This is a genomic window from Methanosarcina sp. (genome assembly GCF_049706645.1).
Lineage (GTDB): Archaea > Halobacteriota > Methanosarcinia > Methanosarcinales > Methanosarcinaceae > Methanosarcina.
Genome location: NZ_JBNAKP010000006.1, coordinates 1 through 22,474 on the forward strand (window position 1 = coordinate 1; position 22,474 = coordinate 22,474).

The window sequence follows — 22,474 nt, forward strand, 5'->3', positions numbered from 1 at the left end:
CAAATGTCCAGCCGCTGACAAATTCCTCTGCTGCTTCCATTGCATCATAGATATCCTGAATACAATCTTTTACTTCACGAATTTTAGATCCCTCTTCAGACAGCTTCAACTTCACTCAGAATATGCTTGCCTATGTTTGGCTTTAACGCGTCTTTCATAACCAGATCTACCTTAACGCCCAGAGCTTCCGAAAGGTAGTTTTCAAGGTTGACAAATTTAAAAATAGTAGGAGTCCTGGAAAACTCAACGAGTATATCTAAATCGCTTCCGGGTTCCTGTTCTCCCCTAACGTAGGACCCAAAAATCCCCAGGTAACTAACGTGGTATTTTTCTTTAAGCTCGGGAAGCATCTCATGGAGTTTCCTAATATAGATGTCAGCTTCTTTTCGATTTTCTGGCATTTTTTCAGGCTCTGTTTGGTTCCTTTTAATGCGTTATAGTATCTGCGATTGTAGTATTTATAATTACTAAAGAAGGAGAACGGAATTTTACTGTATTTACCTTCAATTGAATAAAAATATATTTTTCCTGCCGGCGGTCTGCTGAAATTTACCCGAATACATTTGTTGAGATAAAGTTAAGAAAAGTGAAATTGAAAAACCCGTGATTTTTATAACTTTATAAGGGCCAATTTGCATGACTTCTTTAGATTAAGAGATTCTTTTCCCCTGGGGGAGGTTTTTCTGATTTAAGGGATTCTCTCAAGTTAACCATAAACTAAAGAAAGTAGCCGGAAAATGGACCGCTTAAAAAGAGGTGAAAACTTCTCCTTATCCTTTTCAGGTAACTCTAAATCATCTTCCTAACCGCCTATCCTCAGCAAGAATCTAAGCCATTTCAATCATCTGATTCCAAGAACCCATTTCCAGAGAGGAACGTAGCTGATATCACTTTCCTTTTTTTCTAGATTCTTTGTAAGCAAGATTAACCTGGAAACTTTCTCCCCAAAATACTCCTTGAATTCCAGAAGAGCATTAATTTCTCCGTGTCTTATATGATCTGTACAGGTGCAGTTTATACCTGTAAGCGCTCCGTCTTTGCCTTTGATGACAAAATCCACTTCTCTTTTTTCTTTCCAGTAAAAGAATTCTACTTTTCTCCGCTTCAACTCTACAAAAGCCAGGTTCTCTGCAAGCCTTCCTTCATCAGCAGAAAAGGTGAATGCCGCTGAATTTCGAAGCCCATTATCAATGCAGTAAACCTTTTTGGGCATTTTGATTGAGATTGAATCTTTGACCGAATATGAGAAGAAGTTCAACTGGTATATCAGGTAGGCCTGTTCCAGATAAAGCAGGTATTCTTTCAAGCTGTTGACCGAGAGCCCGGTGGCACTCGAGATTTTTGAATAACTCAGGAGAGTGGAGACATTTGATAGGGAATAATTTGCAAGTTCGATCAGTTTTGCACTTTCCCGGATATTACGACCCACCACTATGTCCCGAAGGAGGATGCTATTGAAGTATTCAGTTAGCCTTAGGTGGTTGATGTCCATATCCTCTTCAAGGACAACTTCGGGAAAACCTCCTTTAAAGAGATATTTATTAAAATAGTGCAGAATTTCGCTTCTCTGAATGTCAGGGTCTTTTAGTTCGAAACCCTCAAAGTCCAGATACTCTTTAAAAGAAAGGGGAAACACATGTTGCGTGATCATTCTCCCTGTCAAAAGGGTAGAGAGCTGGTCAGAAAGCATGCTGCTGTTCGAACCCGTAAGCACAAACTTGATTTCTTCCCCATAAAGATCATAGAACTTTTTGACCCACTGTTCCCAACCTTTTATATTCTGGATTTCATCAAAGAAGATATATTTTCTCCCTTTCGGCACATGAAGCTCTATGTATTCCCCAAATATTCTGTCGAGCAGCCCTCTGCTTTTGTCTTCAAAAGGTTCATCGAGGTTGAAGTAAAGGATATTCTCAGGTTCCACTCCTTTTCCGAGTAGGTAGTCTATTGCCTGGTACATTATAGTTGACTTCCCACATCTCCTAACCCCGGTAATGCATATAACCTCCCTTATATCCAGAAGCTTCAGGATTGTTTCAAGGGTCTCTGGGCGTGAGATCCTCTTTTTGGAAGCGGGAACTTTTCTTTCTGTCCACCAGGGATTCCACATTTTCATGAGCTGCTTCATAAGGGAATATTTGTGTGTTGGGTATTTATATCTTTCATTACAATGATGATTCCAGCCATAAATATCGTCATTACAATGACGATTATATAAATGAAGTTAGGTTTGAAGCTTTAAATATCGGGATGTTGAACAAGAAAGAAGATTTCTTATTTTGTCCTCCCATTCATTTGAAATATATTTTTTCTGTTCGCAATCTGCTTAAATCTCCCCCGAACACGTATGTTAAGATAAAGTTAAGAAAAGCAAAATTGATGAAACCGCAATTACGCTCATTTCAATTAAAATATATTTTTAAATTGACAGGATAATTTAAAAAACACATTTTCTCTTAATTCTTCTTAAAACTACTTCTATCGCAATATTGGGACAGATCAATAGTGAAAACTAAAAGTAGAAGTGTGTAGGAGTAACAGATATATTTAAGAAATGGAAGACAAAGTCATAATTAGGTGGTTCTTTTGGGCGATGCTATTGAGTATGTAAAAATCCCACGAAAAATCTTTGAGCCTATCACTGATATGGTAAAAGCAAGCCTGTACAAAGACGAGCAGGAAGCTTTGCAGCGGCTTGTGCATGACCAGGCTGAACAAAAGATCGATTACTATGGTAAAAAGGTAGCTGAAATGGAGCAGAAATACGGTATGGATTTTTCTGCTTTTGAAAAAAGAATCCAATCGAGAGTAGAGGAAGAAGACTTTGAAGAGTGGGATGATTTCATAATCTGGGAAAGCTATGTCACAGCATCACGATATTGGGAAAAGTTCTTATGACTATAAGCAAAATCGTTTCTGCTCTTTCATCCAGTGAGATTGTACTTGAATTAAAAGTTCTCAAAGCAATAGTTGAACCTCCTGTCCAGACTTTAAAAGCAAGAGCAACTCTCAAGATGGCTACCTATTGGAGATTAGTGAGAGTGTGGGCCCCTATTTCAGACGATATTCTTATCACCTGCAAAAAGAGGATGCAATGATAAAGCGTTGGGATAATTCTCCACACTGGAAAAATCTAAAAACGTTCCCTTATCATGTCCATAAAGGAAATGAAGCAGCACCCAGAGAATCTCCCGAAGTATTTATGAAGACGTTCTCCGTGAGGTGAAGAAACTACTGAGTTCAAATCCATGATTCTCATCATTTTTCATTAGTTACACTAGAAATCCATTTTAGAAAGGCCCAGGTCTGAGTTATCTTCTTTTGATCTTCCTTGTGAGCAATTTCACTCATTTTATCAGTTCAGTTTAAATATATTTTTCCTGCCGGCGGTCTGCTGAAATCTTCCCCGAGTACGTTTGTAAGAGATAGTGAGAAAAGTGAAATTGAAAACCCGTGATTTTTGCAGCTTTATAAGGGACACTTTGCAGGGCTGATAAGTTTAACTTATTTCTTCCTCCATTTAGTGCCAAGAATCCAAAACTTAATCAACCGATCCGTAGAATCTATATAAGATCTAGACAGCATAAAACTAAATACGTAAGAGTTCAGGCATGAAGGAGTCTTATTATGCTTATACAATATATCCAGGCAGCCCTTGAAAAGGCAAAATATGAAATAATAGATGACGAAGAACCTTATTATGGAGAAGTTCCCGAACTTGAGGGTGTATGGACTACAGGCAAGACTCTGGAAGAATGCCGCAGAAACCTGGAAGAAGTTATTGATGAATGGATTGTCATCAGATCAGGAAATGAACTCCACCTGCCTTAATTCTGCAAGTTTTCGAATTACATTTAAATATCCATGAAGACAGATTGAAATGAAAGTACGTGAGGTCATAAAACTTCTTGAAGCCGATGGTTGGCATCTGGTTGCAACAAGAGGTAGCCATCGACAATATAAGCACCCTACTAAACCAGGCAGAGTAACAATTGCAGGCCATAGTGGAGATGATCTTGCTCCAGGGACATTGAATAGTGTATTAAAACAAGCGCAGTTAAAAATGGAGGACTAATTATGCATCGTTTCCTCGTTGTAATCGAAAAAGCAAATAACAACTATTCAGCATATTCACCTGATCTTCCGGGCTGTGTGGCCACAGGTTCTACTCGTGAAGAAGCAGAGAAAAATATATATGAAGCCATTGAAATGCACGTGCAGGGACTTCTTGAGGATAATTTGCCTATTCCAAAATCAGAATCCTTTGCAGAGTATGTGGCTATTGCTGAAAAACCCTCTACCAGTTCTGAAGTTGTTTGAATTAAATTTTTTATTTTAAACTTATTTAGGTAACTTTAAAATATATTTCCCCCCGACGGTCTGCTTAAATCTATCCCGAATACGTTTATTGAGATAAGAAAAGTGAAATGGAAAAACCTGTATTTTTGCAAATTTAGAAGGGACACTTTGCAGGGCTTCTTTAGATTAAGCGATTCTTTTTCTCTGGGAAGTTTTAGGATTCAAGCGACGTTTTTTTAAATGGATTATGGGTCAAAAAATATAAACATCAAATCCTTACCCATACAAATTTAAGTAAAAACCTCATAATCGGTTTTATGCGGTTCAAAATTATCCTTGAGGAAGATGAAGAAGCCGGAGGGTTTATTGCCAGCTGCCCAGGTTTGCCTGGCTGTTTTTCGCAGGGAGATACGGTTGAAGAAGCTATTGAAAATATTAAGGAAGCAATTCAGGCTTGTCTGGAATCCCTCGCAGAAGATGAACTGCAAGAATGCATTGGAAAATCCTCCTGCAGAGTAGTTGACGTGGTTGCTTAAATGTCTGGACTTCCTGTAATTTCCGGGATGCAGGCAATTAAAGCCTTTTCTAAAGCTGGCTGGCTCCCTCACCGGCAGGTGGGCAGTCACGTTGTCCTGAGAAAAGAGGGTTCGAAAGTTACGTTGACCGTCCCGAAGCACAAGGAATTGAAGCCGGGCCTTTTAAGAAATTTGATTAAAGCTTCAGGACTGACAGTGGAAGAATTTGAGGCTCTTTTGAAGTAAAATCTTTGTGTGTTTAACCATTTTGTCGTATAAGTCCATTTGTGAAGGTATATCTTCCTTGTCAATTTATCCAATTAAGTTTTAATATATTTTTCCTGCCGGCGGTCTGCTTAAATCTACCCCGAATAGGTTTGTTAAAAAATAATTGGGAAAAAAGAACCAAAAAATCTGTGATTTTTGCAGATTTAAAAGGAGCACTTTGCAGGGCCTTTTTTGCTCGAAGTGATCTTTCCCTTTGGGGGGGGATTTCTCGGATTCAAGTGACATTTTTCTAGTGGATTATGGATCAAGAAAAGCTGTCGAAACTGGACCGCCAAAATCGAAAAGAAAATCTTCCCTGTTTTCAGTTCAGTTTTAATATATTTTTCCTGCCGGCGGTCTGCTGAAATCTTCCCCGAATATGTTTTTGAAGATAAAGTTAAGAAAAGAGAACCAAAAACCCGTGATTTTTGCAGCTTAAGAAGGGGCACTTTGCAGGGCTTCTTTAGATTAAGCAATTCTTTTTATTTGGGGGATTTTTCTGATTCAAACAACATTTCTCAAGGGAATTATGGGCCAGGAAAAGCCGTCAGAAACGGACCGTTGAACACGAAATGAAAATCTGTCCTCAAAGAAATTCAGTTTAAATATATTTTTCCTGCCGGCGGTCTGCTGAAATCTTACCTGAATACGTTTGTTAAGAATGAGAAATAAAATACCCGTGAGCATTTAATTCTTTTTTCGTTTGGGTTTCCCGATTCTTGACGATCTCCTTTCCACCTCATCCAGGTCATTCAGCCGTTTTTGTGCTAAATCACCCCATTCAGGATTTGAAGCATTAGCAAAGGCAATCTCTATAGCCTTTGAAATCGTATTAGAAAAGCTGAAAGGAGCATCCATAGGGTAACGTTCTGTATAGATTTTCTCCAAGTAAGCAACCCTTAGGAGGTCCTCTTCAGTTAATGAAATGGACTTACGAGGAGGGGCATTATCCCGAATCCTTTTTGGATTAATTATTGAATCAGCCATATGTATACTGCGATGCTTTATTATTTATAAGTCTTTTAAATCGCTAACTCTAGAAGAGTTAAGCCATTCGAAAAGTCAAAAAAGATACAGTAGATAGTAACATTTTTCGCATAGATTCGAAGTGATTCTTTTGTTTGGAGGGCTAGTGAAGCTTTTTTGACTCATTTCAATTCATTTTTTAATATATTTTTCCTGCCGGCGGTCTGCTTAAATCTTCCCCGAAAACGTTTTTTGAGAAAAAGAGTAAGAAAAGAGAAATTAAAAACCCGTGATTTTTGCAGTTTTAAAAGGAGTACTTTGCAGGGCCTTTTTGCTCGAAGTGATCTTTTCCCTTTGGGGAGGGATTTTTCTGATTGAAGTGACATTTTTCAAGTGAATTATGGATCAAGAAAAGCTGTCGAAACTGGACCGCCGAATTTGAAATGATTATCTTCCCTGTTTCCAGTTCAGTTTGAATATATTTTTCCTGCCGGCGGTCTGCTGAAATCTTCCCTGAGTACATTTGTTAAGATAATGTTAAGAAAAGTGAAATTGAAAAACTCGTGATTTTTGCAGCTTTATAAGGGGCACTTTGCGGGGCTTTTTTAGATTAAGCGATTTTTTCCCTCTGGGAGAGATTTTTTGATTTAAGGGATTTTTTCAAGTTAACTATAGACTAAAGAAAGTAGCCAGAAAATGGATCGCTTAATAAGAGGTGAAAATTTCTCATTATCCTTTCCAAGTAACTCAAAATTGATTCTAAAAAGGTAAGTTGGAGTCATCCATCTATACGTCTTTTTATATGATTCTGAAATATCTGTTATTATGGTTGACACACCCGAAAATTTACCCGCTTGGGTAATTTGGCTTATTATTATATTTGCTATTCTCACAATTTTGGTAAAATGGGTATTACCTGTTATAAACTCCTAATTCTGAGACAGATACATGGCAATTTAAAATTCAGATAAATAAGCATGAACTCATTAGAAACTAAAATTTAGTGTCTTTCCTCTAACATTTTTTAAACATTTCCCCAGTTTTAAGTATTCAGAAGTATCCGAAACTGGACCGCTGAATATGGAATGAAAACTCTTCTCATAATTCCAATTCATTTGAAATATATTTTTCCTGCCAGCGGTCTGCCTCAATATAAAGAGAACTTGAAAACCCGCGATTTTTGCAGATTTATAAGGAGCCCTTTGCAGGGCCTTTTTTGATTGAAGTGATCTTTTTCACTAGGAGGGATTTTTCGGATTCAAGTGGACCCTTCTTCACGTTCAACTCAGTTTTAATATATTTTTCCTGCCGGCGGTCTGCTGGAATCTTCCCCGAATACGTTTGTAGAATCAAAGTGAAGTTGAAAACTTAAACCTTTAAAGTTTGAGAAGGGGCACTTTGTAGGGCCTTTTTTGATCGAAGTGATTTTTTTGCTGGGAGGGCTTTTCGACTACTTGATTTTTTCAAGTGAATTATGGATCAAAAGAAGCATTAGGATTAATTGTGTCTCTATGTGTAAGAGTAAAGTGCAAACCTCCGTTCAGTGAATGTAACTTTATCCGTGTATTGTCGAAACAATAACAGAAATGAAGTAACAGATCACTGCTATGTAACGTAGCCCTTCTACATCTGTTTTCGTTATGGTTTTCACCTCTTTTCAAATCGAAGCTACGAAATGAAAATATCATGTTCAAACCAAAAGAACTACTTATTCTTTAGTCGATACTTGGAGATTCGCACTTAAAGGATAATTTACAAACAGATGTAAAAACCTTTTCATTTTATACAATCACAAAAGGATACGCAAGTTTATTGTGAGTATATACTAAGAAGAATAGTATCCGTATAAGCCTTTATAATTACAACAAAAAAGAAAATGAATGCAAAGAAAGTATTATCCAAGCTAGATTTCGGTAGTTTTTAATCTCTGGAAATCTAAAGATAATTACGTTTCATAAGTAATTTTGAAGACCTAACTATTACTTTCATTTATCTTATTATTTAACTTCCAACAGTGGTGTATATGAAAGAATTTGATTTGGAGTCTCTTAATCTCTATATTACTAACGGCGTCACTGTAGATTCTGAATATGAAACTGTAAAAACAGGTTTTGGCATAACACCAGATGAATTTCTTAGACTTGCTAAGTCTGACTTAACAGCTTCATATGATAACCATCTATTGAACTCTTTGACAAATACTAAAAGAGCTATTGATTCTCAATTAGATTCTCTATTAATTGGACTCGGACTGTTTAAAAAATCAAAGAAAGAAAGATGGAGATTTCCGAAGAAAATAGAATTCTTAAACGATATGGGGATAATTTCACCAAAAATTTTGAATAAAATTAACAAGAAGAGAAATCTCTTAGAACATGAATATAAAAACCCAATCGAAGAAGAGGTTGAAGACGCATTAGACGTAGCTGAACTTTTCGTGGAATATACAGATAAGTATCTATCTCCAGCACTTGTCCATTGCGAATTATTAGATAGGGAATTGCGTGGGGAAACATACGATGAAGTGCTAGATCTTAACATGGGCGTACAATACGTTAACATAAAACTGGATTGGAAGAATTGTAAACTTATCCTTACTCACTCCCAAAGAATCAATAGTAAAGTTGAACGTATAACTGCAGAAATAAAAGCCGACCAAATAGAGTACGAGGAATACTTGAAATTTTACCTTAATTTGTATAATGTTATAAATCGTTAACACTACTTAAAGAAAAGAATGTCAAATAAATCTGATATAAGAACCAAAAATGGTTTTGCATGGAGCCACTCTTCTGTTTGCCTTGCAATTTTACTACCGCTGGCATATCAAAGCTTAGAATAACTTTTTTAGATTTTTTTGGATTCACTAGAAGTTATAGGCATCGCATTTTTCATATATCTGTGTTGTTTAGCATATTAAACTAGGCGCAAGTTATTTAGAAAGAGCCTAAATTTTCAAACAAGTAACCTGGGGAAGAGGTAATGAATTCTTCCAAGAGTTTCTTCAACAAACTTCACGATTTTACACTATTTCTGAGAAGGTTAGAACAAAGTACTATGAGCACTTCTGAGGGTTCAATTAATTGCCTCATAATCGTAATATTATACAAGTCAATTTTCAGCGTTTATTAAGAGAAAGCCGGCTTCCTTCGTCGGCCTTTGAGAGCCAGGGGTCTAAAAATGACTCCATATCTGTCCCGATTTGCGGAATAAGCAAGTTGAAATATATTTTTCCTGCCGGCGGTCTGCTGAATTTTTCCCGAACACGTTTGTAAATTTAAGAGAAATTAAAAACCTGCGATTTTGCAGCTTTAGAAGGGGTACTTTGCAGGGCTCCTTTAGATTAAGCGATTCTTTTTCCTGTGGGGGAGGTATTTCTAATTTTTATTGCGATTAAAAAGATTTTTATTATAAGAAATTGTATGAAAAAGACAAATGTGGTAATAATTCTTTCTTTCTCATCATTGATTTTCAAATTTAGATATTAGGCAGTGTTCGTATGGCAAATATAGAAAAAGAATTAGATCTCTTGCGTCAAAATCTTTTAGATCTTTCTCTAAGAAATAACTTAATTAACTATAGAGTATCAAAAAGTCAAACTTTATCGATAATAGACGAACATCCTCGTGAAATTTACAACATATTTGTCCTTCAAGAAAAGCCGATGAAGTTTTTACCAGCTAAAAATCAGGGTTCTAGTACTTTAGAATCTGACTCTGAAGCAGTTGATAACGCAGATGTTAAATGGGCTCCAATAATTAATGAGGATGAAGAGCCAGAGAATTATTTTGACAACTACCTTAATACTCCTTATGAACCTGAAGAGCTTGAAAAACGTCTATTCTACATCGCTAACAAGGCTAATTCAGTATTTGAAGAACAAGGATACCCAGTACTGTATCTTGCCCTTGGTTTTCTAAATTGGACAGAGAGCCAAGATTCAAATATCGTACATAAAGCTCCCCTAATTCTTGTTCCCGTCGAACTTAAACGTCCTGGAGTGGGACGTAAATTTACGCTACAATGGACTGGAGATGACATTTTTACATCGATCACCTTGCAGGCAAAGCTTGCTGAACAAGGTGTTGAACTCCCAGAGTTTGAAATGCCTGATGAAAAAACTGGTATTGATGTATATTTTCAGTCCGTTGTGGATTCTATATCAGAAAAGAAAGAGTGGAACGTGCTTAGTGAGATTTCACTTGATTTTTTTAACTTTAAAAAATTCGTTATGTATAAGGACTTGGATCCTTCTGCGTGGCCTGGAGATTTATCTCCTGCAAATCATCCTCTTATGGAACAAATTTTTAACCCCAAGTCAGATCCAAGGAATCTACAGAGCTTTTCAGAAAACGATGTCGATATAAAACTTTCTGCAAAAGATACTTATCATATTATGGATGCGGATTCTTCTCAAATCGCAGTTATTGAAGATGTAAAAGCTGGAAAGAATCTGGTTGTAGAAGGACCTCCAGGAACTGGGAAATCCCAAACAATCTCTAATATTATTGCAGAATTACTGGTACAGGGAAAAAGTGTACTGTTTGTTAGTGAAAAAATGGCAGCTTTACAAGTTGTGAAAACTCGTATTGATAATACAGGTCTGGGCGATTTGTGTCTGGAGATTCACAGTAATAAAGCAAAGAAGAAAGAGGTACTGGCTGAACTTGAACGCACTTTAAACAGACCTCCAATAAAACAGGTAAATATTGATCAAGAGATTAATAAACTTGAGCAGTTAAAGTCAGAATTAAATGAGTATGCAAGAGCTCTTCATGAACCTATTGGAAAACGTGGTATTTCTTTATATAATTTATATGGTTTAAGAGAAGAAATTCGACTCTATTTTGTTAAAATAAGTAGATCAATGCCAAGAATTGAGTTTTCCGATCCGGATAAATGGGATAACGATCAATGGGATAAGGCAATTTCAACACTTGAGAAATTGGCCGAATTCTTACCTTCTATAAATACAGTATTGTCTAACCCTTGGAGAGGTTGTGAACCTGACGATCTTTTGCCTCCTGACATTGAGGAATTAATTAAATTAATTGATGAGACTTTGCAGTCGGTCACAGATCTAGAATATCTAATTAAAAAAATGGTGAATCTTACTGGAACTGACACTCCTTTGTCAGAATCTCAACTTATTTCTTTAATTGATGCTGCTAAAATTATTGTCTCCATGCATCAGATAGATGAAGAAGTTCTAAAAAATCCAGAATGGAACTCTCCAAATAAAAACGCAGAGGAGCTTATCTCAGAATTAAGTAAATATCAAGAGCTAAACTCAATTGTCCAAGGAAGATTTAAAATTTCTATCTTAGAATACGATGTTTCTTCTTTTAAATCATCATCTTCAAAGTTTCTAAAGTTTTTAAGTCCAAAATATAAAAAGACTAAACGTGAAATTCAAAGTTATTATAATTCAAAGCCTCCTTCTGATGATACAAAAATCTTAGAAGACTTAGATTATGTATCTGACTTGAAGTTGATAACCGAGAACTTTAAAAGCTTACAACCAAGAGGGAAAAAACTCTTTGGAATTTATTGGAATAATGAAAAAACTGATCCCAGATCATTGGAAATCTCAGTAAAGAGATTATTTCTTTTAGAAGATGTGTATTAAAAGGCACACTTTCAGAAAATGCTTGTGAGATTATAAGCAAAGGCTCTAACAAAGAAGATTTGAATTTGGCTATTAATAAAATACAACAGATAAATGCTAAATTTATAGATCAGCAAAATTCATTGTTTAAATTAACCAAGCCAGACTTTGAAACCGTCTTTGGGAGGAATTTTGATAACATTACATTTGAAGAGCTAAAAAATAAATTAAATTTGTGGAAGTACGAAAAGTCATCGCTTATCACATGGAGTCATTTCATCAATCACAGAAACAAATGTTTGCATACCGTTGCAGCACCTTTAATCCATTTAATTGATAACGATAAAATTATCGCAGAAGATCTTATGTTTACGTTCAAAGGTAACTACGTAGACAGTTTATTGAGAATTATTTTTAGAGAAAAAAAGTTCCTTCCAGAATTTGTTAAAGAACTTCAAGATAATAAGATCAACAAATTCAAAGAGCTTGATAAAAGAGTTATTTCCTTAAATCGTCAACGTATTGCATATGAAGCATACTGTCACAGACCTAATTTATCTTCTGGAGCTTCAGGAGATTCTGAAGCTGGAATTCTCTTAAAAGAATTTACCCGAAAACGTGGGCACCTACCAATTAGAAAACTCATGACCAGAGCAGGAGGCTTAATTCAAAAAATAAAGCCCTGTTTTATGATGAGTCCTCTCTCAGTCGCTCAGTACCTTGATCCAAGCACAACAAAATTTGATGTAATTATTTTTGATGAAGCCAGTCAGGTTAAGCCTGAAGACGCAATTGGAGCTTTACTGCGCGGAAACCACGCTGTTGTGATGGGAGATTCTCGTCAACTTCCCCCAACAAACTTTTTTGATCATATTACCGAAGTTTTAGATCCTGACCTTGATGATGATTCGGATTATAAAGATATGGAAAGCATTCTGAATATGTGTAAGAGAAGTTTTCCTTCAAAGTCCCTACTCTGGCACTATCGGAGTAGACATGAGTCTTTAATTGCAGTTTCTAATCACGAATTTTATGATAATCGTCTATACGTTTATCCTTCTCCCATGCATGATAGTGAAAATCTCGGATTGAAATTTGTACATCTTCCTGAGACTGTATACGACCGAGGTAAAACCAGTACAAACCTTGGAGAAGCGCGTGCAGTTGCAAAATCAGTTCTCAATCACTACAGGCGTTTCCCGTCTAAAAGTATTGGAGTGGGAACATTCAATACAAAACAACAGCAAGCGATACGAGAGCAAATAGACCTGCTCTTACGTCAGAATCCTGAAATGGAAAAATACTTCACAAATGAAAAAGGAGAAAATTTCTTTGTTAAAAATATTGAGACTATTCAGGGAGATGAAAGAGATATTATTTTAATAAGTATAGGTTTCGGATTTGATTCTAATCATAAGTTATCTCGCAGCTTTGGTGCTCTTAATCAGGATGGCGGGGAAAGAAGACTAAATGTTTTGATTAGCAGAGCACGTGAGAAATGTATTGTTTTCTCGAATTTTACAGCAAAAGATCTAAGTATTGACGGAAGTGCGTCAGTTGGTTTGAAAGCCCTAAAAACTTTTCTTGAATATGCAGAAACTAAAAATCTTATTTCAATATCTGGACCTAGCGAAGATAGTGACTCTCCATTTGAGGATTCCGTTTATGAATTCCTGAGAGACATTGGATATGAAGTTCATAAGCAGGTTGGATGTGCTGGCTACAGAATCGACCTTGCAATTGTAGATCAGCGTAATCGTGGATGTTATCTCATTGGAATTGAATGTGATGGTGCACAGTATCATTCCTCTCCTGTTGCTCGTGATCGCGATAGATTGCGTCAACAAAGATTGGAAGAACTTGGATGGAAAATTTACAGGATATGGTCAACAGATTGGTATCGTCATCCGATAGAAAGTGGGAAAAAGTTATTGGAAGCTATAGAAAACACAAAATTAAACAAAATAGCAGAAGAAATTAGTCCTAAAAGTAATTCAGAGATTTGTGAAGATGACTTCGAAGATGATGAAAAAATGGATGTAACTAATCGGTTCACACCACAAACAGAAACATTGGAAAAACTTCAAAATGAAATTCAAGAATATAAAATTTGTTCACTATCTGACATTCCTACAAAAGATTTTTCCGAATTGTCAGGGTTTCAGTTAGAACAAATAGTTATAAAAATTGTTAATTTTGAAGGACCTGTCCATTCAGATGAGCTAATTCAACGCATTAAAATGCAGTTTGGAATTGCACGTGCTGGAAACATAATAAAAGGCACGATTCTGAGTGCAATTAAATCTGCGGAGCAATCAAAAAAGATATTGGTTAGAGGTGATTTTCTTTGGCCAGATTCTGAGCCTGAAAATATATTAAGAAAACGTTGCGGAAATACATCAGTAAAAATTGAATGGATTTGTGATGAAGAAATTATCCAAGCTGTGTTTTCTGTCCTTAATAACCAATATTCCACTGCTCAGGAGGGTCTCATAGTCCAGACAGCCCGAGTCCTTGGGATTAAAGTTGTACGAAAGAATGCTAAAGATAAAATTAATGATATAATTGAGTCTCTAGTACAAGACAACTGTCTAACAATATCGCCAAATAATAGGATATACTTTAAGGAGCCTGTTATTGCTAAGCAGATTATTCAGCATTAAACGTATCTCTAGAAAAAACGAACAGAGACCAAGTCTTCGGAATACAGGGCATTTGGCGAGCTACGGGCAAGGATAGTAAGTGCCCCTTTGCAGAGCCTGACTTTCACTGTGCCTGTGACCCTTTCCTGGGACTTGTCGAGAATTCATTTGAAATATATTTCTCCTGCCTACTTTCTGCCTCAATCTTCCCTGAATGCGTTTGTTAAGAATGAGAAGTTAAAGAACAAAGAGCCCGTGATTTTGCAAATTTAGGAGAAAGAATGCTTTACAGGGCTATCTTTTAGTTGAAATGATCTTTTATTTTGAAGGGTGTTGAAGCTTTTTGATCCATTCAAATAAATGGTCGTTCATCATTATGGGGCTGATGTATAAATTTGTAGGACCTATGCACTTGAAAGCGAAAATAAATTTCCCGTTAGTAAATATTATCTATTATAATATATATAATTAAAAGGAGGAAAACATCCTGGGATAGGTAAAAATTAACAATACAACAAAAGAGAAAAAGAATTGAAAGGGATGGGAAATATGGGGACTTCGAAAGTTATAACGGAGCTTAAAGAATTCATTTCTTTTCTTCAAACTTTATGGGGCATCCTTGCAGGAGTGTCCGTTCTGTTTCCTCTTTCCAATGCTTTAATAAAGATAATTCCTCTGGGAAAATGGCCTGATGAAGGTGCTTTGAAGTATTTCTCTCCCGAGCAGGTTACCGTTATAACCATGCTGATTTGCTTGTTTGTAATGTTCCATATATTTTGCAAACGCCGCCTCCTGAAAGCGGAATGGGAAATGAATCAAAAGGACTTCAAAGGTGTTTCAACTGAGAAGCGAATGCAACAAAATTCGGTTAATTCCTTCTTCTTGGGAATTTTAGCCCTCCTTGTATATTTTTCTATTACCCACTTGGACTTTTACCCCCTCTTTGGCTGGGAAAGCGATAATCCTATTTATGTATTTGTTGACATCTTTTTTTTAATATTCTACAGTGCATTCTTCGGATTGGTAACGAGGGCATTTGTGCTTCTGGGAATGACAGAATATTTATCAGAACAAATGGAAAGTCAATGAGTATATTAGCTACATAAGCTTAGAGCCTATCCGAAAAGTCGATAACGGCATGTTGAAAAGTCATAATAGTAGGACTTACGCGGTTGAACTGAAAAATCAACGGCATTAAACCTCTAACTGTTTGAAACACTAAATCAGTCACAACGCCGAATGTGCTTGATTTTGTACTTCAAGTGCGTAAGTCCTAAATAGGTATATAATATAAGAATATCCGTTCCAGTTTTGCATTAATACATTGCAAAAGTTACACCGTTAACCACTTTTCGAATAAGCTCAAAGATAGTAGATTAACTATCGGCTTCAGAATTCGTCTAAAAAAGAAATCAGTTAAAAGACAAAAGTATTAAAATAGAAAGAGGAGAAGTCTGTTCTTCTAGGAACAGACAAACCTTAACTTTATTTTTCCATAACTTTCCTGTACATCCTCGCCTGGAACCCGTGATACTTCGCAAACCCTTCTGCATCCTTCTGGTCAATGGTCTGGCTGTCAAAAGAAACCAGATCCTCAGAATACAGGGCGTTCGGTGAACTGCGGGCAAGGATCATGAGGGCGCCTTTGTAGAGCTTCACTTTCACTGTGCCTGTGACCCTTTCCTGGGACTTGTCGATAAAGGCGTTGAGGTCGGCAAAGAGGGGGTCGTCCACCAGGCCGGCGTATGCCATTTCGGACCACTGTTCTTCAACGATTTTCTTGAACTTGAGTTCGCCGCGGGTGAGGATGAGTTTTTCAAGGTCGGCGTGGGCTGCGAGGAGGACGGTTGCAGCCGGGTGCTCGTAGTTCTCGCGGGCTTTTAAGCCGAGGACACGATCTTCGATCATGTCGGTTCTGCCAACGCCGTTTTCGCCTGCGATGGCATTCAGTTTCTTGATGAGGTCATAGCCGCCTAGCTTTTCACCGTCAAGGGAGACCGGGACTCCTGCTTCGAAGCCGATGTCAAGAATCCTGGGCTGGTCAGGGGCTTTTTCAGGAGAGGTTGTCCACTCGTAGATCTCTTCCGGCGGGACAAAAGAGGGATCTTCAAGCCTGCCGCCTTCGATGCTGCGGCTCCAGATGTTTTCGTCAACGCTCCAGGGCCTGGATTTTGTGGCTTCTACCGGGATTCCGTGCTCTTTTGCGTACTCGATTTCCCACTCGCGGGTCAGGTTCATCTCCCGCATAGGGGCGATAACGTCCATATCGGTCTGGCGGAAAACGGCTTCGAAACGGAGCTGGTCATTGCCTTTTCCTGTGCAGCCGTGGGCAAGGGCAACTGCACCTTCTTTTTTGGCAGCCTCGACCACTTTTTTCGCGATCAGGGGGCGGGCAACCGACGTGCCCATAACATAGCCTTCGTAGTTTCCGTTGGCTTTGATCAGGGGGAAGATGTAGTCTCTTACGAACTCTTCCTTTGCATCGATTGTGTAATGCTTGTTGCTGATCTTCTCGGCTTTTACGTCAGCCCGCCTGATTTCTTCTTCAGGCTGGCCGACATCGACCGAGATTGTAATTACTTCGTCGTACCCGTACTTTTCCTTGAGGATGGGTATGCACACCGAGGTGTCAAGCCCTCCTGAATATGCAAGTGCAACTTTCTTTGCCATGCTTTTACTACCCCTTTAACTTATGGATTAAGACAAATAAGAGTGATGAGTAACTTGAAACAGATCTAATAAGATTGAATAAGATTGAATAAGATTGAATAAGATCCAGTAAGATCCAGTAAGATCCAGTAAGATTCAATAGGAATGAATAAGATTGAAAGTTAAAATAAATATGTAAAGATGGCTGGTTTGCCATCCTTTTTGGTTCAGAGCATCTGAGCAGAACTTCGGCTTGGAACTTTCCGACTTTTACTCACTTTACTATATTCTTGCTGGCTTTCACCAATTTTTACTCGATTTTTGCCGGTTCGATTTTGTTTTCCTGTTCCATCTCTCTGTGGTACTCGTTGATGGATTTAATCGTAAGTTCCTGCCCTTTCTTCATGGTTTCTATGGCATCGGCTGCGGCAATTGCTGCCTGCATTGTGGTGATGTAGGGGACCTTGAAATCCACGGCTGCCCGCCTGATCCTTGAGCCGTCCCTGCGGGACTGTTTGCTTGTCGGGGTGTTGATGATAAGGTCAACCTCGTCCCTGCGCATCATATCTATCACATTCGGGCTTCCGTCGTGGACTTTCTTTACCACGTCCATGAAGACCCCGTGCTGTGCAAGATAGTTAACAGTACCCTGCGTGCCCATAAGTTCAAGCCCCGCTGCCTGCAGTTTCCTTGCAACCTCGACAAGGTCGGTTTTATCGGCATTCCTTATGGAGAGGAAAACTTTTCCCGTAAGGGGCAGGACGTTATCGGCTGCAAGTTCGGCTTTATAATATGCCCTTCCGAAATCGTAGTCAATACCCATGACCTCACCCGTGCTTTTCATTTCCGGGCCAAGGACAGGGTCTGCGCCTGGCAGTTTATCGAAGGGCAGGAGGACTTCTTTAATCGAAACATGCCTGGGCTTCGGTTCGTCCGTGTAGCCCAGGCTCTTTAAGCTGTGCCCTGCAATAACTTTGGCTGCAATCTTTGCAAGCGGGATTCCCACGGCTTTTGAGACAAAGGGAATTGTCCTGCTTGAACGGGGATTTGCTTCAAGCACAAAAACCTTTCCGCCTTTTTCGGCCATCTGAAGGTTGATCAGGCCTTTGACCCTGAGGGCAAGGGCTACCTTGCGGGTATAGTCCCTGACCTGGGAAAGCACTTCAGGCGAGAGCGTCTGGGGCGGAATTACACAGGCTGAATCCCCGGAATGTACGCCTGCTTCCTCGATGTGCTCCATGATTGCACCTATAAGCACATCTTCCTGGTCGCAGACCGCATCGACATCGATTTCACAGGCTGCCTCAAGGAAGTCGTCAATGAGGATCGGGTGTTCGGGAGAAACCCTGACCGCCTCTTTCATATAGCGTTCAAGGTCGATTTCGTCATATACGATTTCCATTGCCCGCCCGCCGAGCACGTAGGAGGGGCGCACAAGTACAGGGAAACCGATCCGTTTTGCAACCTCGATTGCTTCCTTCTGGGAAGTTGCATATCCGCCTTCAGGCTGCGGAATGCCCAGTTTCTGCATAAGAAGATAGAACTTTTCCCTGTCTTCGGCAAGATCCATATCATCCGGATCCGTGCCCATAATTACGGTATCAAGGTCGGTTCTGCGCTTCAATTCCTGCTTGAGAGGAATCGCAAGGTTCACCGAGGTCTGCCCTCCGAACTGCACAAGGACTCCATCAGGCCTTTCACGCTCGATTACATTCATCACATATTCCAGGGTCAGAGGCTCGAAAAAGAGCTTGTCCGAGGTATCGAAGTCTGTGGACACGGTTTCGGGATTATTGTTAATGATGTGAGTCTCGATTCCTTCTTCCCGAAGCGCAGTAACTGCATGAACGGTACAGTAGTCGAATTCGATTCCCTGTCCAATCCTGATCGGGCCTGCCCCAAGGATGAGAATCTTCTTCCTGTCTGTGGGGTTTGTCTCGCAGACATCCTCGTAAGTTGAATAGTAATAGGGAGTAGCTGCCTCGAACTCGGCTGCACAGGTATCCACCATCTTGAAAGTAGCCACAATTCCGGCTGCGTGCCTGATGTCGCTTATTTCCGGCCCTGTCCTGCCAGTCAGTTCTGCAAGGCGGGTGTCCGGAAAGCCCATCCTTTTTGCCTCGCGCAGAAGTTCAGGAGTGAATTCTTCTGCCCTGATGCGTTTTTCCATGTCTACGATCCTTTTCATCTTCGAGATGAAGAAGGGATTGATGCTTGAAAGTTCGGCAATTTCCTTTACCGACATGCCCCGCTCAAGCGCATGGAAGATCACAAAAAGGCGTTCGCTTGTAGGGGTCTTGAGGAGAGTTTTGATTTCAGGCTCTTCCCAGCTTTTTATCCCTAACTGGGAGTCGATATCGAGTGACTTGAAAGCCTTCAGCAGGGACTCTTCAATTGTCCTGCCAATTGCCATGACTTCTCCCGTACTTTTCATGGCTGTGGTCAGGGTCTTGTCTGCGGTTACGAACTTGTCAAAAGGCCACCTGGGTATTTTGGTAATTACATAGTCCAGAGCCGGCTCAAAAGAAGCAGGAGTACTCTTGGTAACGTTGTTTATGATCTCATCAAGCGTCATTCCGATTGCAATCTTTGCGGTTACGCGGGCAATCGGGTAACCCGTAGCCTTTGATGCAAGGGCTGACGACCTCGAAACCCTGGGGTTTACCTCGACAATACGGTAATCGCCTTCTTTTAAGGCGTACTGGATATTGCACCCACCTTCGATCTTGAGGGCACGGATAATCTTGATTGAGGCGCTCCTGAGCATCTGGTGCTCGGCATCGCTTAAAGTCTGGGAAGGAGCGACAACTGCGGATTCGCCGGTATGTACACCCATGGGGTCAATATTTTCCATGTTACAGATTACGATGCAGGTATCGTTTGCATCCCTCATGACCTCGTACTCGACCTCTGCCCAGCCGAGTACGCTTTCCTCTATGAGCACCTGGGAAATGCGGCTGCGCCTGAGCCCGCGTTCCGTGATTTCAAGCAGCTCTTCCTTTGTGCGGGCAATTCCGCCTCCTGCCCCGCCAAGGGTGTAAGCCGGGCGAACAATGAGAGGAAGGCCAAGTTCTTCAACAACCTCTTCGGCTTCTTTTAAAGAATTGACGGCCCGGCTTAAGGGAACCTTTTCCCCTATCCTGAGCATGGTCTCTTTAAAGAGTTCCCTGTCTTCAGTATTTTTAATGGCTTCAACAGGAGTCCCGAGGATCTGAACCCCATATTTCTCAAAAACGCCCATTTCTGCAAGTTCACTGGTAATATTAAGGCCGGTCTGTCCTCCAATGCCTGCAATGATGCCGTCAGGGCGTTCTTTTTCAACAATTTTCTCTACGATTCTGGCATCAAGGGGCTCGATATAGACCGAATCCGCCATTTCAGGATCGGTCATTATGGTTGCAGGGTTTGAGTTTACAAGTACAACCTTTACCCCTTCTTCTTTTAAGGACCTGCAGGCCTGGCTGCCTGAGAAGTCGAATTCTGCAGCCTGTCCGATAGTGATCGGCCCTGAGCCTATAAGCAAAACCTTCTTAATGTCCTCGCGTTTAGGCATTAAATTTCACCTCCGAGGACCTTTACAACCCTGCCAAAGAACGTTTCCTCGGTATCCATTGGCCCCGCCTGGGCTTCAGGATGGAACTGCACACTGAAAATGTCCAGATCTTTATGGGAAACCCCTTCTACGGTTTTGTCGTTTGCGTTCAGGTACTTCACATAGAGTCCCGTGCCCTCAAGGGAGTTCGCATCAACGGCATACCCGTGGTTCTGGGAGGTTATGAAAATCCTGTTTTCAATCATATCCTTTACTGGCTGGTTTCCTCCCCTGTGCCCGAATTTCAACTTGTAAGTCCTTGCTCCCATAGCAAGGGAGATAATCTGGTGCCCGAAACAGATCCCGCAGACCGGAATCGTGCCTGCAAAAGCCTTTACGGCATTGATTGCATCCTTTGCTTTCTCCGGGTCGCCTGGCCCGTTTGAGATAAAAAGGAGATCCGGGTCGTAGCTTTCAATTTCCGAGGGTTTTGCAGTTGCAGGAACCAGCGTGAGATCAATTCCCCGCCTGTGCAGGTTATTTATGATATTGCGCTTTATCCCGAGGTCGATTACAACCGCATGTTTGCGTTTGCTTATTCCTTTCCAGGCGCCCTCGGCTCCGGGAATAAAACGCGGTTCTTTGCAGGTTACAAGGGAGATAAGTTCCTCGTCCGTAATCTGCGGAAAGTTCCTTGCCACATTGACAGCCTCTTCCCCGTCGTCACTGCCAGTGATAAGGGCTGCCCGCATGGTTCCGCGCTCCCTTGCTCCTATGGTGAGCATCCGGGTGTCCACGCCTTCAATTCCTGGCTTTCCCTCATCCTCTAAAAATTTGTGGATAGAACGGGATGATTTGTAATGATAGGGCTTTTTACAGGCTTCCCTGACAACAAGCCCTTCTGCATGAATGTTATCGGACTGGACGCGCTCCCCGCTGACCCCGTAGTTTCCGATAAGGGGGTAAGTGAACATTAAAATCTGACCCTTGTAAGAAGGATCTGTCAGAGCCTCCTCATATCCCGTGAATTGAGTGGTAAAAACAAGTTCGCCGCAAGCTGTGCCTTCGGCACCAAAACCGGTGCCCTTAATAACTGTTCCGTCTTCTAAGCCTAGTACTGCTTTCATCATCTGAACCTGCGAGTAAATGTCATAAGACATGTATAAGTGTTGCGATGAATTTCTCGATTCCCTTAATTGAAGTTATTTCTTAAGTCTTTTAATATATAAATCTTTCAATTAAAGTCTATGCAGGATAAACATGCCCCTTCATTCTGTTTAACAACTTTTTTCGTAAAACAAGAGCTCTCTAAATTTGGAACTGTTCGAAAACTGACCATCTTCAGGTAACGCAAAAGCGCTCAGAATCTTTGCCGCGACTGACAATATTCTTGCTGCAAAGGAGATTTGGCGCGGCAGAATGGACTTTTCCAGGCTCGTTTTAAGGGAAACCCCGAAAACCCTGGCAGCCACATTTAATCAACTGATCCGGCAGCAAACTCGGGGCGGAAGTATCAAAAAGGAATTATACTTGAAAAGGGAAAAGCTTTGTCTATCTTTAATAAGCACGGAAAATGCAGAAAAAGAAAATGCAGAAAAATTGTGTCCTTGCTTTTTTAATTCTGCATCTATCGGATTTCACATTTCTCGGATTTAGCACTTTTCGAATTCTGTATTCTCGCCTGCCAATGTTCTATAATATTTCTACATTATTTTACAATTAGCCCCTTTGAGCGCAAATGTTGAGCCGAAACCGTTGCGCCGGTTTATCACGCCGGATAGGGCTTGGGGATTAGAAATATTTCTCAAACATAACCATTTCGCCGTTTGATCACGCCGTTGCCAGGGTTTTTGATCAAACTTTTTTTCAAAAGGCTTGTGGTTTGTGGGACTGGGGTAGTATAACTGTTATATATTATAAAACTCAAGATATTTTGTAAGCTTTTGTCCACTTTAAATTGATATTCATAATTAGTAACTGATTTTCTATTACTGAT

The 22,474-nt window shown here is 39.9% G+C and carries 18 protein-coding genes and 1 pseudogene; 12 read left to right on the top strand and 7 right to left on the bottom strand.

All coding sequences use genetic code 11. The features are described from left to right. Positions 1–95 precede the first annotated feature (95 nt). Together ACPK8D_RS01970 and ACPK8D_RS01975 are read right to left on the bottom strand one after the other, a co-directional pair. Positions 96–401 carry a nucleotidyltransferase family protein gene (locus tag ACPK8D_RS01970; RefSeq protein ID WP_424716165.1) on the bottom strand — a complete coding sequence of 102 codons (306 nt, stop codon included), beginning with the start codon at positions 399–401 and terminating at the stop codon, positions 96–98. A 440-nt stretch (positions 402–841) separates the two neighbouring features. Beyond that, positions 842–2,128, bottom strand: a complete 1,287-nt coding sequence (locus ACPK8D_RS01975; RefSeq protein WP_424716166.1) for an ATP-binding protein — start codon at positions 2,126–2,128, stop codon at positions 842–844. A gap of 449 nt (positions 2,129–2,577) precedes the next feature. Here ACPK8D_RS01975 and ACPK8D_RS01980 point away from each other — a divergent pair, with 449 nt between their 5' ends. From ACPK8D_RS01980 to ACPK8D_RS02015, 8 genes are all read left to right on the top strand, one after another. Then, positions 2,578–2,898, top strand: a complete 321-nt coding sequence (locus ACPK8D_RS01980; RefSeq protein WP_424716167.1) for a hypothetical protein — start codon at positions 2,578–2,580, stop codon at positions 2,896–2,898. After that, positions 2,895–3,098 carry a hypothetical protein gene (locus ACPK8D_RS01985; RefSeq protein ID WP_424716221.1) on the top strand — a complete coding sequence of 68 codons (204 nt, stop codon included), beginning with the start codon at positions 2,895–2,897 and terminating at the stop codon, positions 3,096–3,098. The genes ACPK8D_RS01980 and ACPK8D_RS01985 overlap by 4 nt, the downstream gene beginning before the upstream one ends. After that, on the top strand, positions 3,044–3,226 hold the full coding sequence (locus ACPK8D_RS01990) for a toxin-antitoxin system TumE family protein (RefSeq protein WP_424716219.1): 183 nt from the start codon (positions 3,044–3,046) through the stop codon (positions 3,224–3,226). The genes ACPK8D_RS01985 and ACPK8D_RS01990 overlap by 55 nt, the downstream gene beginning before the upstream one ends. Before the next feature lie 401 nt (positions 3,227–3,627). Continuing rightward, on the top strand, positions 3,628–3,831 hold the full coding sequence (locus tag ACPK8D_RS01995) for a type II toxin-antitoxin system HicB family antitoxin (protein WP_424716168.1): 204 nt from the start codon (positions 3,628–3,630) through the stop codon (positions 3,829–3,831). A gap of 49 nt (positions 3,832–3,880) precedes the next feature. Further along, on the top strand, positions 3,881–4,075 hold the full coding sequence (locus tag ACPK8D_RS02000; RefSeq protein ID WP_424716169.1) for a type II toxin-antitoxin system HicA family toxin: 195 nt from the start codon (positions 3,881–3,883) through the stop codon (positions 4,073–4,075). A 2-nt stretch (positions 4,076–4,077) separates the two neighbouring features. Next, complete coding sequence (locus ACPK8D_RS02005) at positions 4,078–4,320, top strand: type II toxin-antitoxin system HicB family antitoxin (RefSeq protein ID WP_424716170.1); 243 nt, start codon at positions 4,078–4,080, stop codon at positions 4,318–4,320. Positions 4,321–4,616: 296 nt separating this feature from the next. After that, positions 4,617–4,835 carry a type II toxin-antitoxin system HicB family antitoxin gene (locus ACPK8D_RS02010; RefSeq protein ID WP_424716171.1) on the top strand — a complete coding sequence of 73 codons (219 nt, stop codon included), beginning with the start codon at positions 4,617–4,619 and terminating at the stop codon, positions 4,833–4,835. Continuing rightward, positions 4,836–5,060 (top strand): type II toxin-antitoxin system HicA family toxin, encoded by a 225-nt coding sequence (locus tag ACPK8D_RS02015; RefSeq protein WP_048131891.1) that lies wholly within the window; start codon positions 4,836–4,838, stop codon positions 5,058–5,060. 708 nt (positions 5,061–5,768) lie between these two features. On the opposite strand, the gene ACPK8D_RS02020 is transcribed toward ACPK8D_RS02015, so the two are convergent. Beyond that, positions 5,769–6,068 carry a hypothetical protein gene (locus ACPK8D_RS02020; RefSeq protein WP_424716172.1) on the bottom strand — a complete coding sequence of 100 codons (300 nt, stop codon included), beginning with the start codon at positions 6,066–6,068 and terminating at the stop codon, positions 5,769–5,771. Between the two features lie 2,002 nt (positions 6,069–8,070). Between ACPK8D_RS02020 and ACPK8D_RS02025 the strand changes: the two genes are divergently transcribed. From ACPK8D_RS02025 to ACPK8D_RS02035, 3 genes are all read left to right on the top strand, one after another. Then, the gene (locus ACPK8D_RS02025; RefSeq protein WP_424716173.1) at positions 8,071–8,766 is read left to right on the top strand and encodes a hypothetical protein; all 696 of its coding nucleotides are present in this window, start codon (positions 8,071–8,073) and stop codon (positions 8,764–8,766) included. Positions 8,767–9,546: 780 nt separating this feature from the next. Next, the gene (locus ACPK8D_RS02030) at positions 9,547–11,676 is read left to right on the top strand and encodes a DUF4011 domain-containing protein (RefSeq protein WP_424716174.1); all 2,130 of its coding nucleotides are present in this window, start codon (positions 9,547–9,549) and stop codon (positions 11,674–11,676) included. A 65-nt stretch (positions 11,677–11,741) separates the two neighbouring features. Next, on the top strand, positions 11,742–14,318 hold the full coding sequence (locus ACPK8D_RS02035; RefSeq protein ID WP_424716175.1) for a DUF3320 domain-containing protein: 2,577 nt from the start codon (positions 11,742–11,744) through the stop codon (positions 14,316–14,318). A 23-nt stretch (positions 14,319–14,341) separates the two neighbouring features. On the opposite strand, the pseudogene ACPK8D_RS02040 reads toward ACPK8D_RS02035, so the two are convergent. Next, positions 14,342–14,458 (bottom strand): annotated as a pseudogene (locus tag ACPK8D_RS02040) (hypothetical protein); the annotation flags it as partial. A 379-nt stretch (positions 14,459–14,837) separates the two neighbouring features. Between ACPK8D_RS02040 and ACPK8D_RS02045 the strand changes: the two are divergent. Continuing rightward, complete coding sequence (locus tag ACPK8D_RS02045; protein ID WP_424716176.1) at positions 14,838–15,386, top strand: hypothetical protein; 549 nt, start codon at positions 14,838–14,840, stop codon at positions 15,384–15,386. A gap of 396 nt (positions 15,387–15,782) precedes the next feature. Here ACPK8D_RS02045 and ACPK8D_RS02050 read toward each other — a convergent pair whose 3' ends face one another. The 3 genes from ACPK8D_RS02050 to carA form a co-directional block, all read right to left on the bottom strand. After that, on the bottom strand, positions 15,783–16,967 hold the full coding sequence (locus ACPK8D_RS02050; protein WP_424716177.1) for an argininosuccinate synthase: 1,185 nt from the start codon (positions 16,965–16,967) through the stop codon (positions 15,783–15,785). A 289-nt stretch (positions 16,968–17,256) separates the two neighbouring features. Then, complete coding sequence (gene carB, locus ACPK8D_RS02055; protein ID WP_424716178.1) at positions 17,257–20,499, bottom strand: carbamoyl-phosphate synthase large subunit; 3,243 nt, start codon at positions 20,497–20,499, stop codon at positions 17,257–17,259. Further along, positions 20,499–21,605 (bottom strand): glutamine-hydrolyzing carbamoyl-phosphate synthase small subunit, encoded by a 1,107-nt coding sequence (carA, locus tag ACPK8D_RS02060; RefSeq protein WP_424716179.1) that lies wholly within the window; start codon positions 21,603–21,605, stop codon positions 20,499–20,501. Before carA ends, carB begins: the two co-directional genes overlap by 1 nt. Between the last annotated feature and the right edge of the window lie 869 nt (positions 21,606–22,474).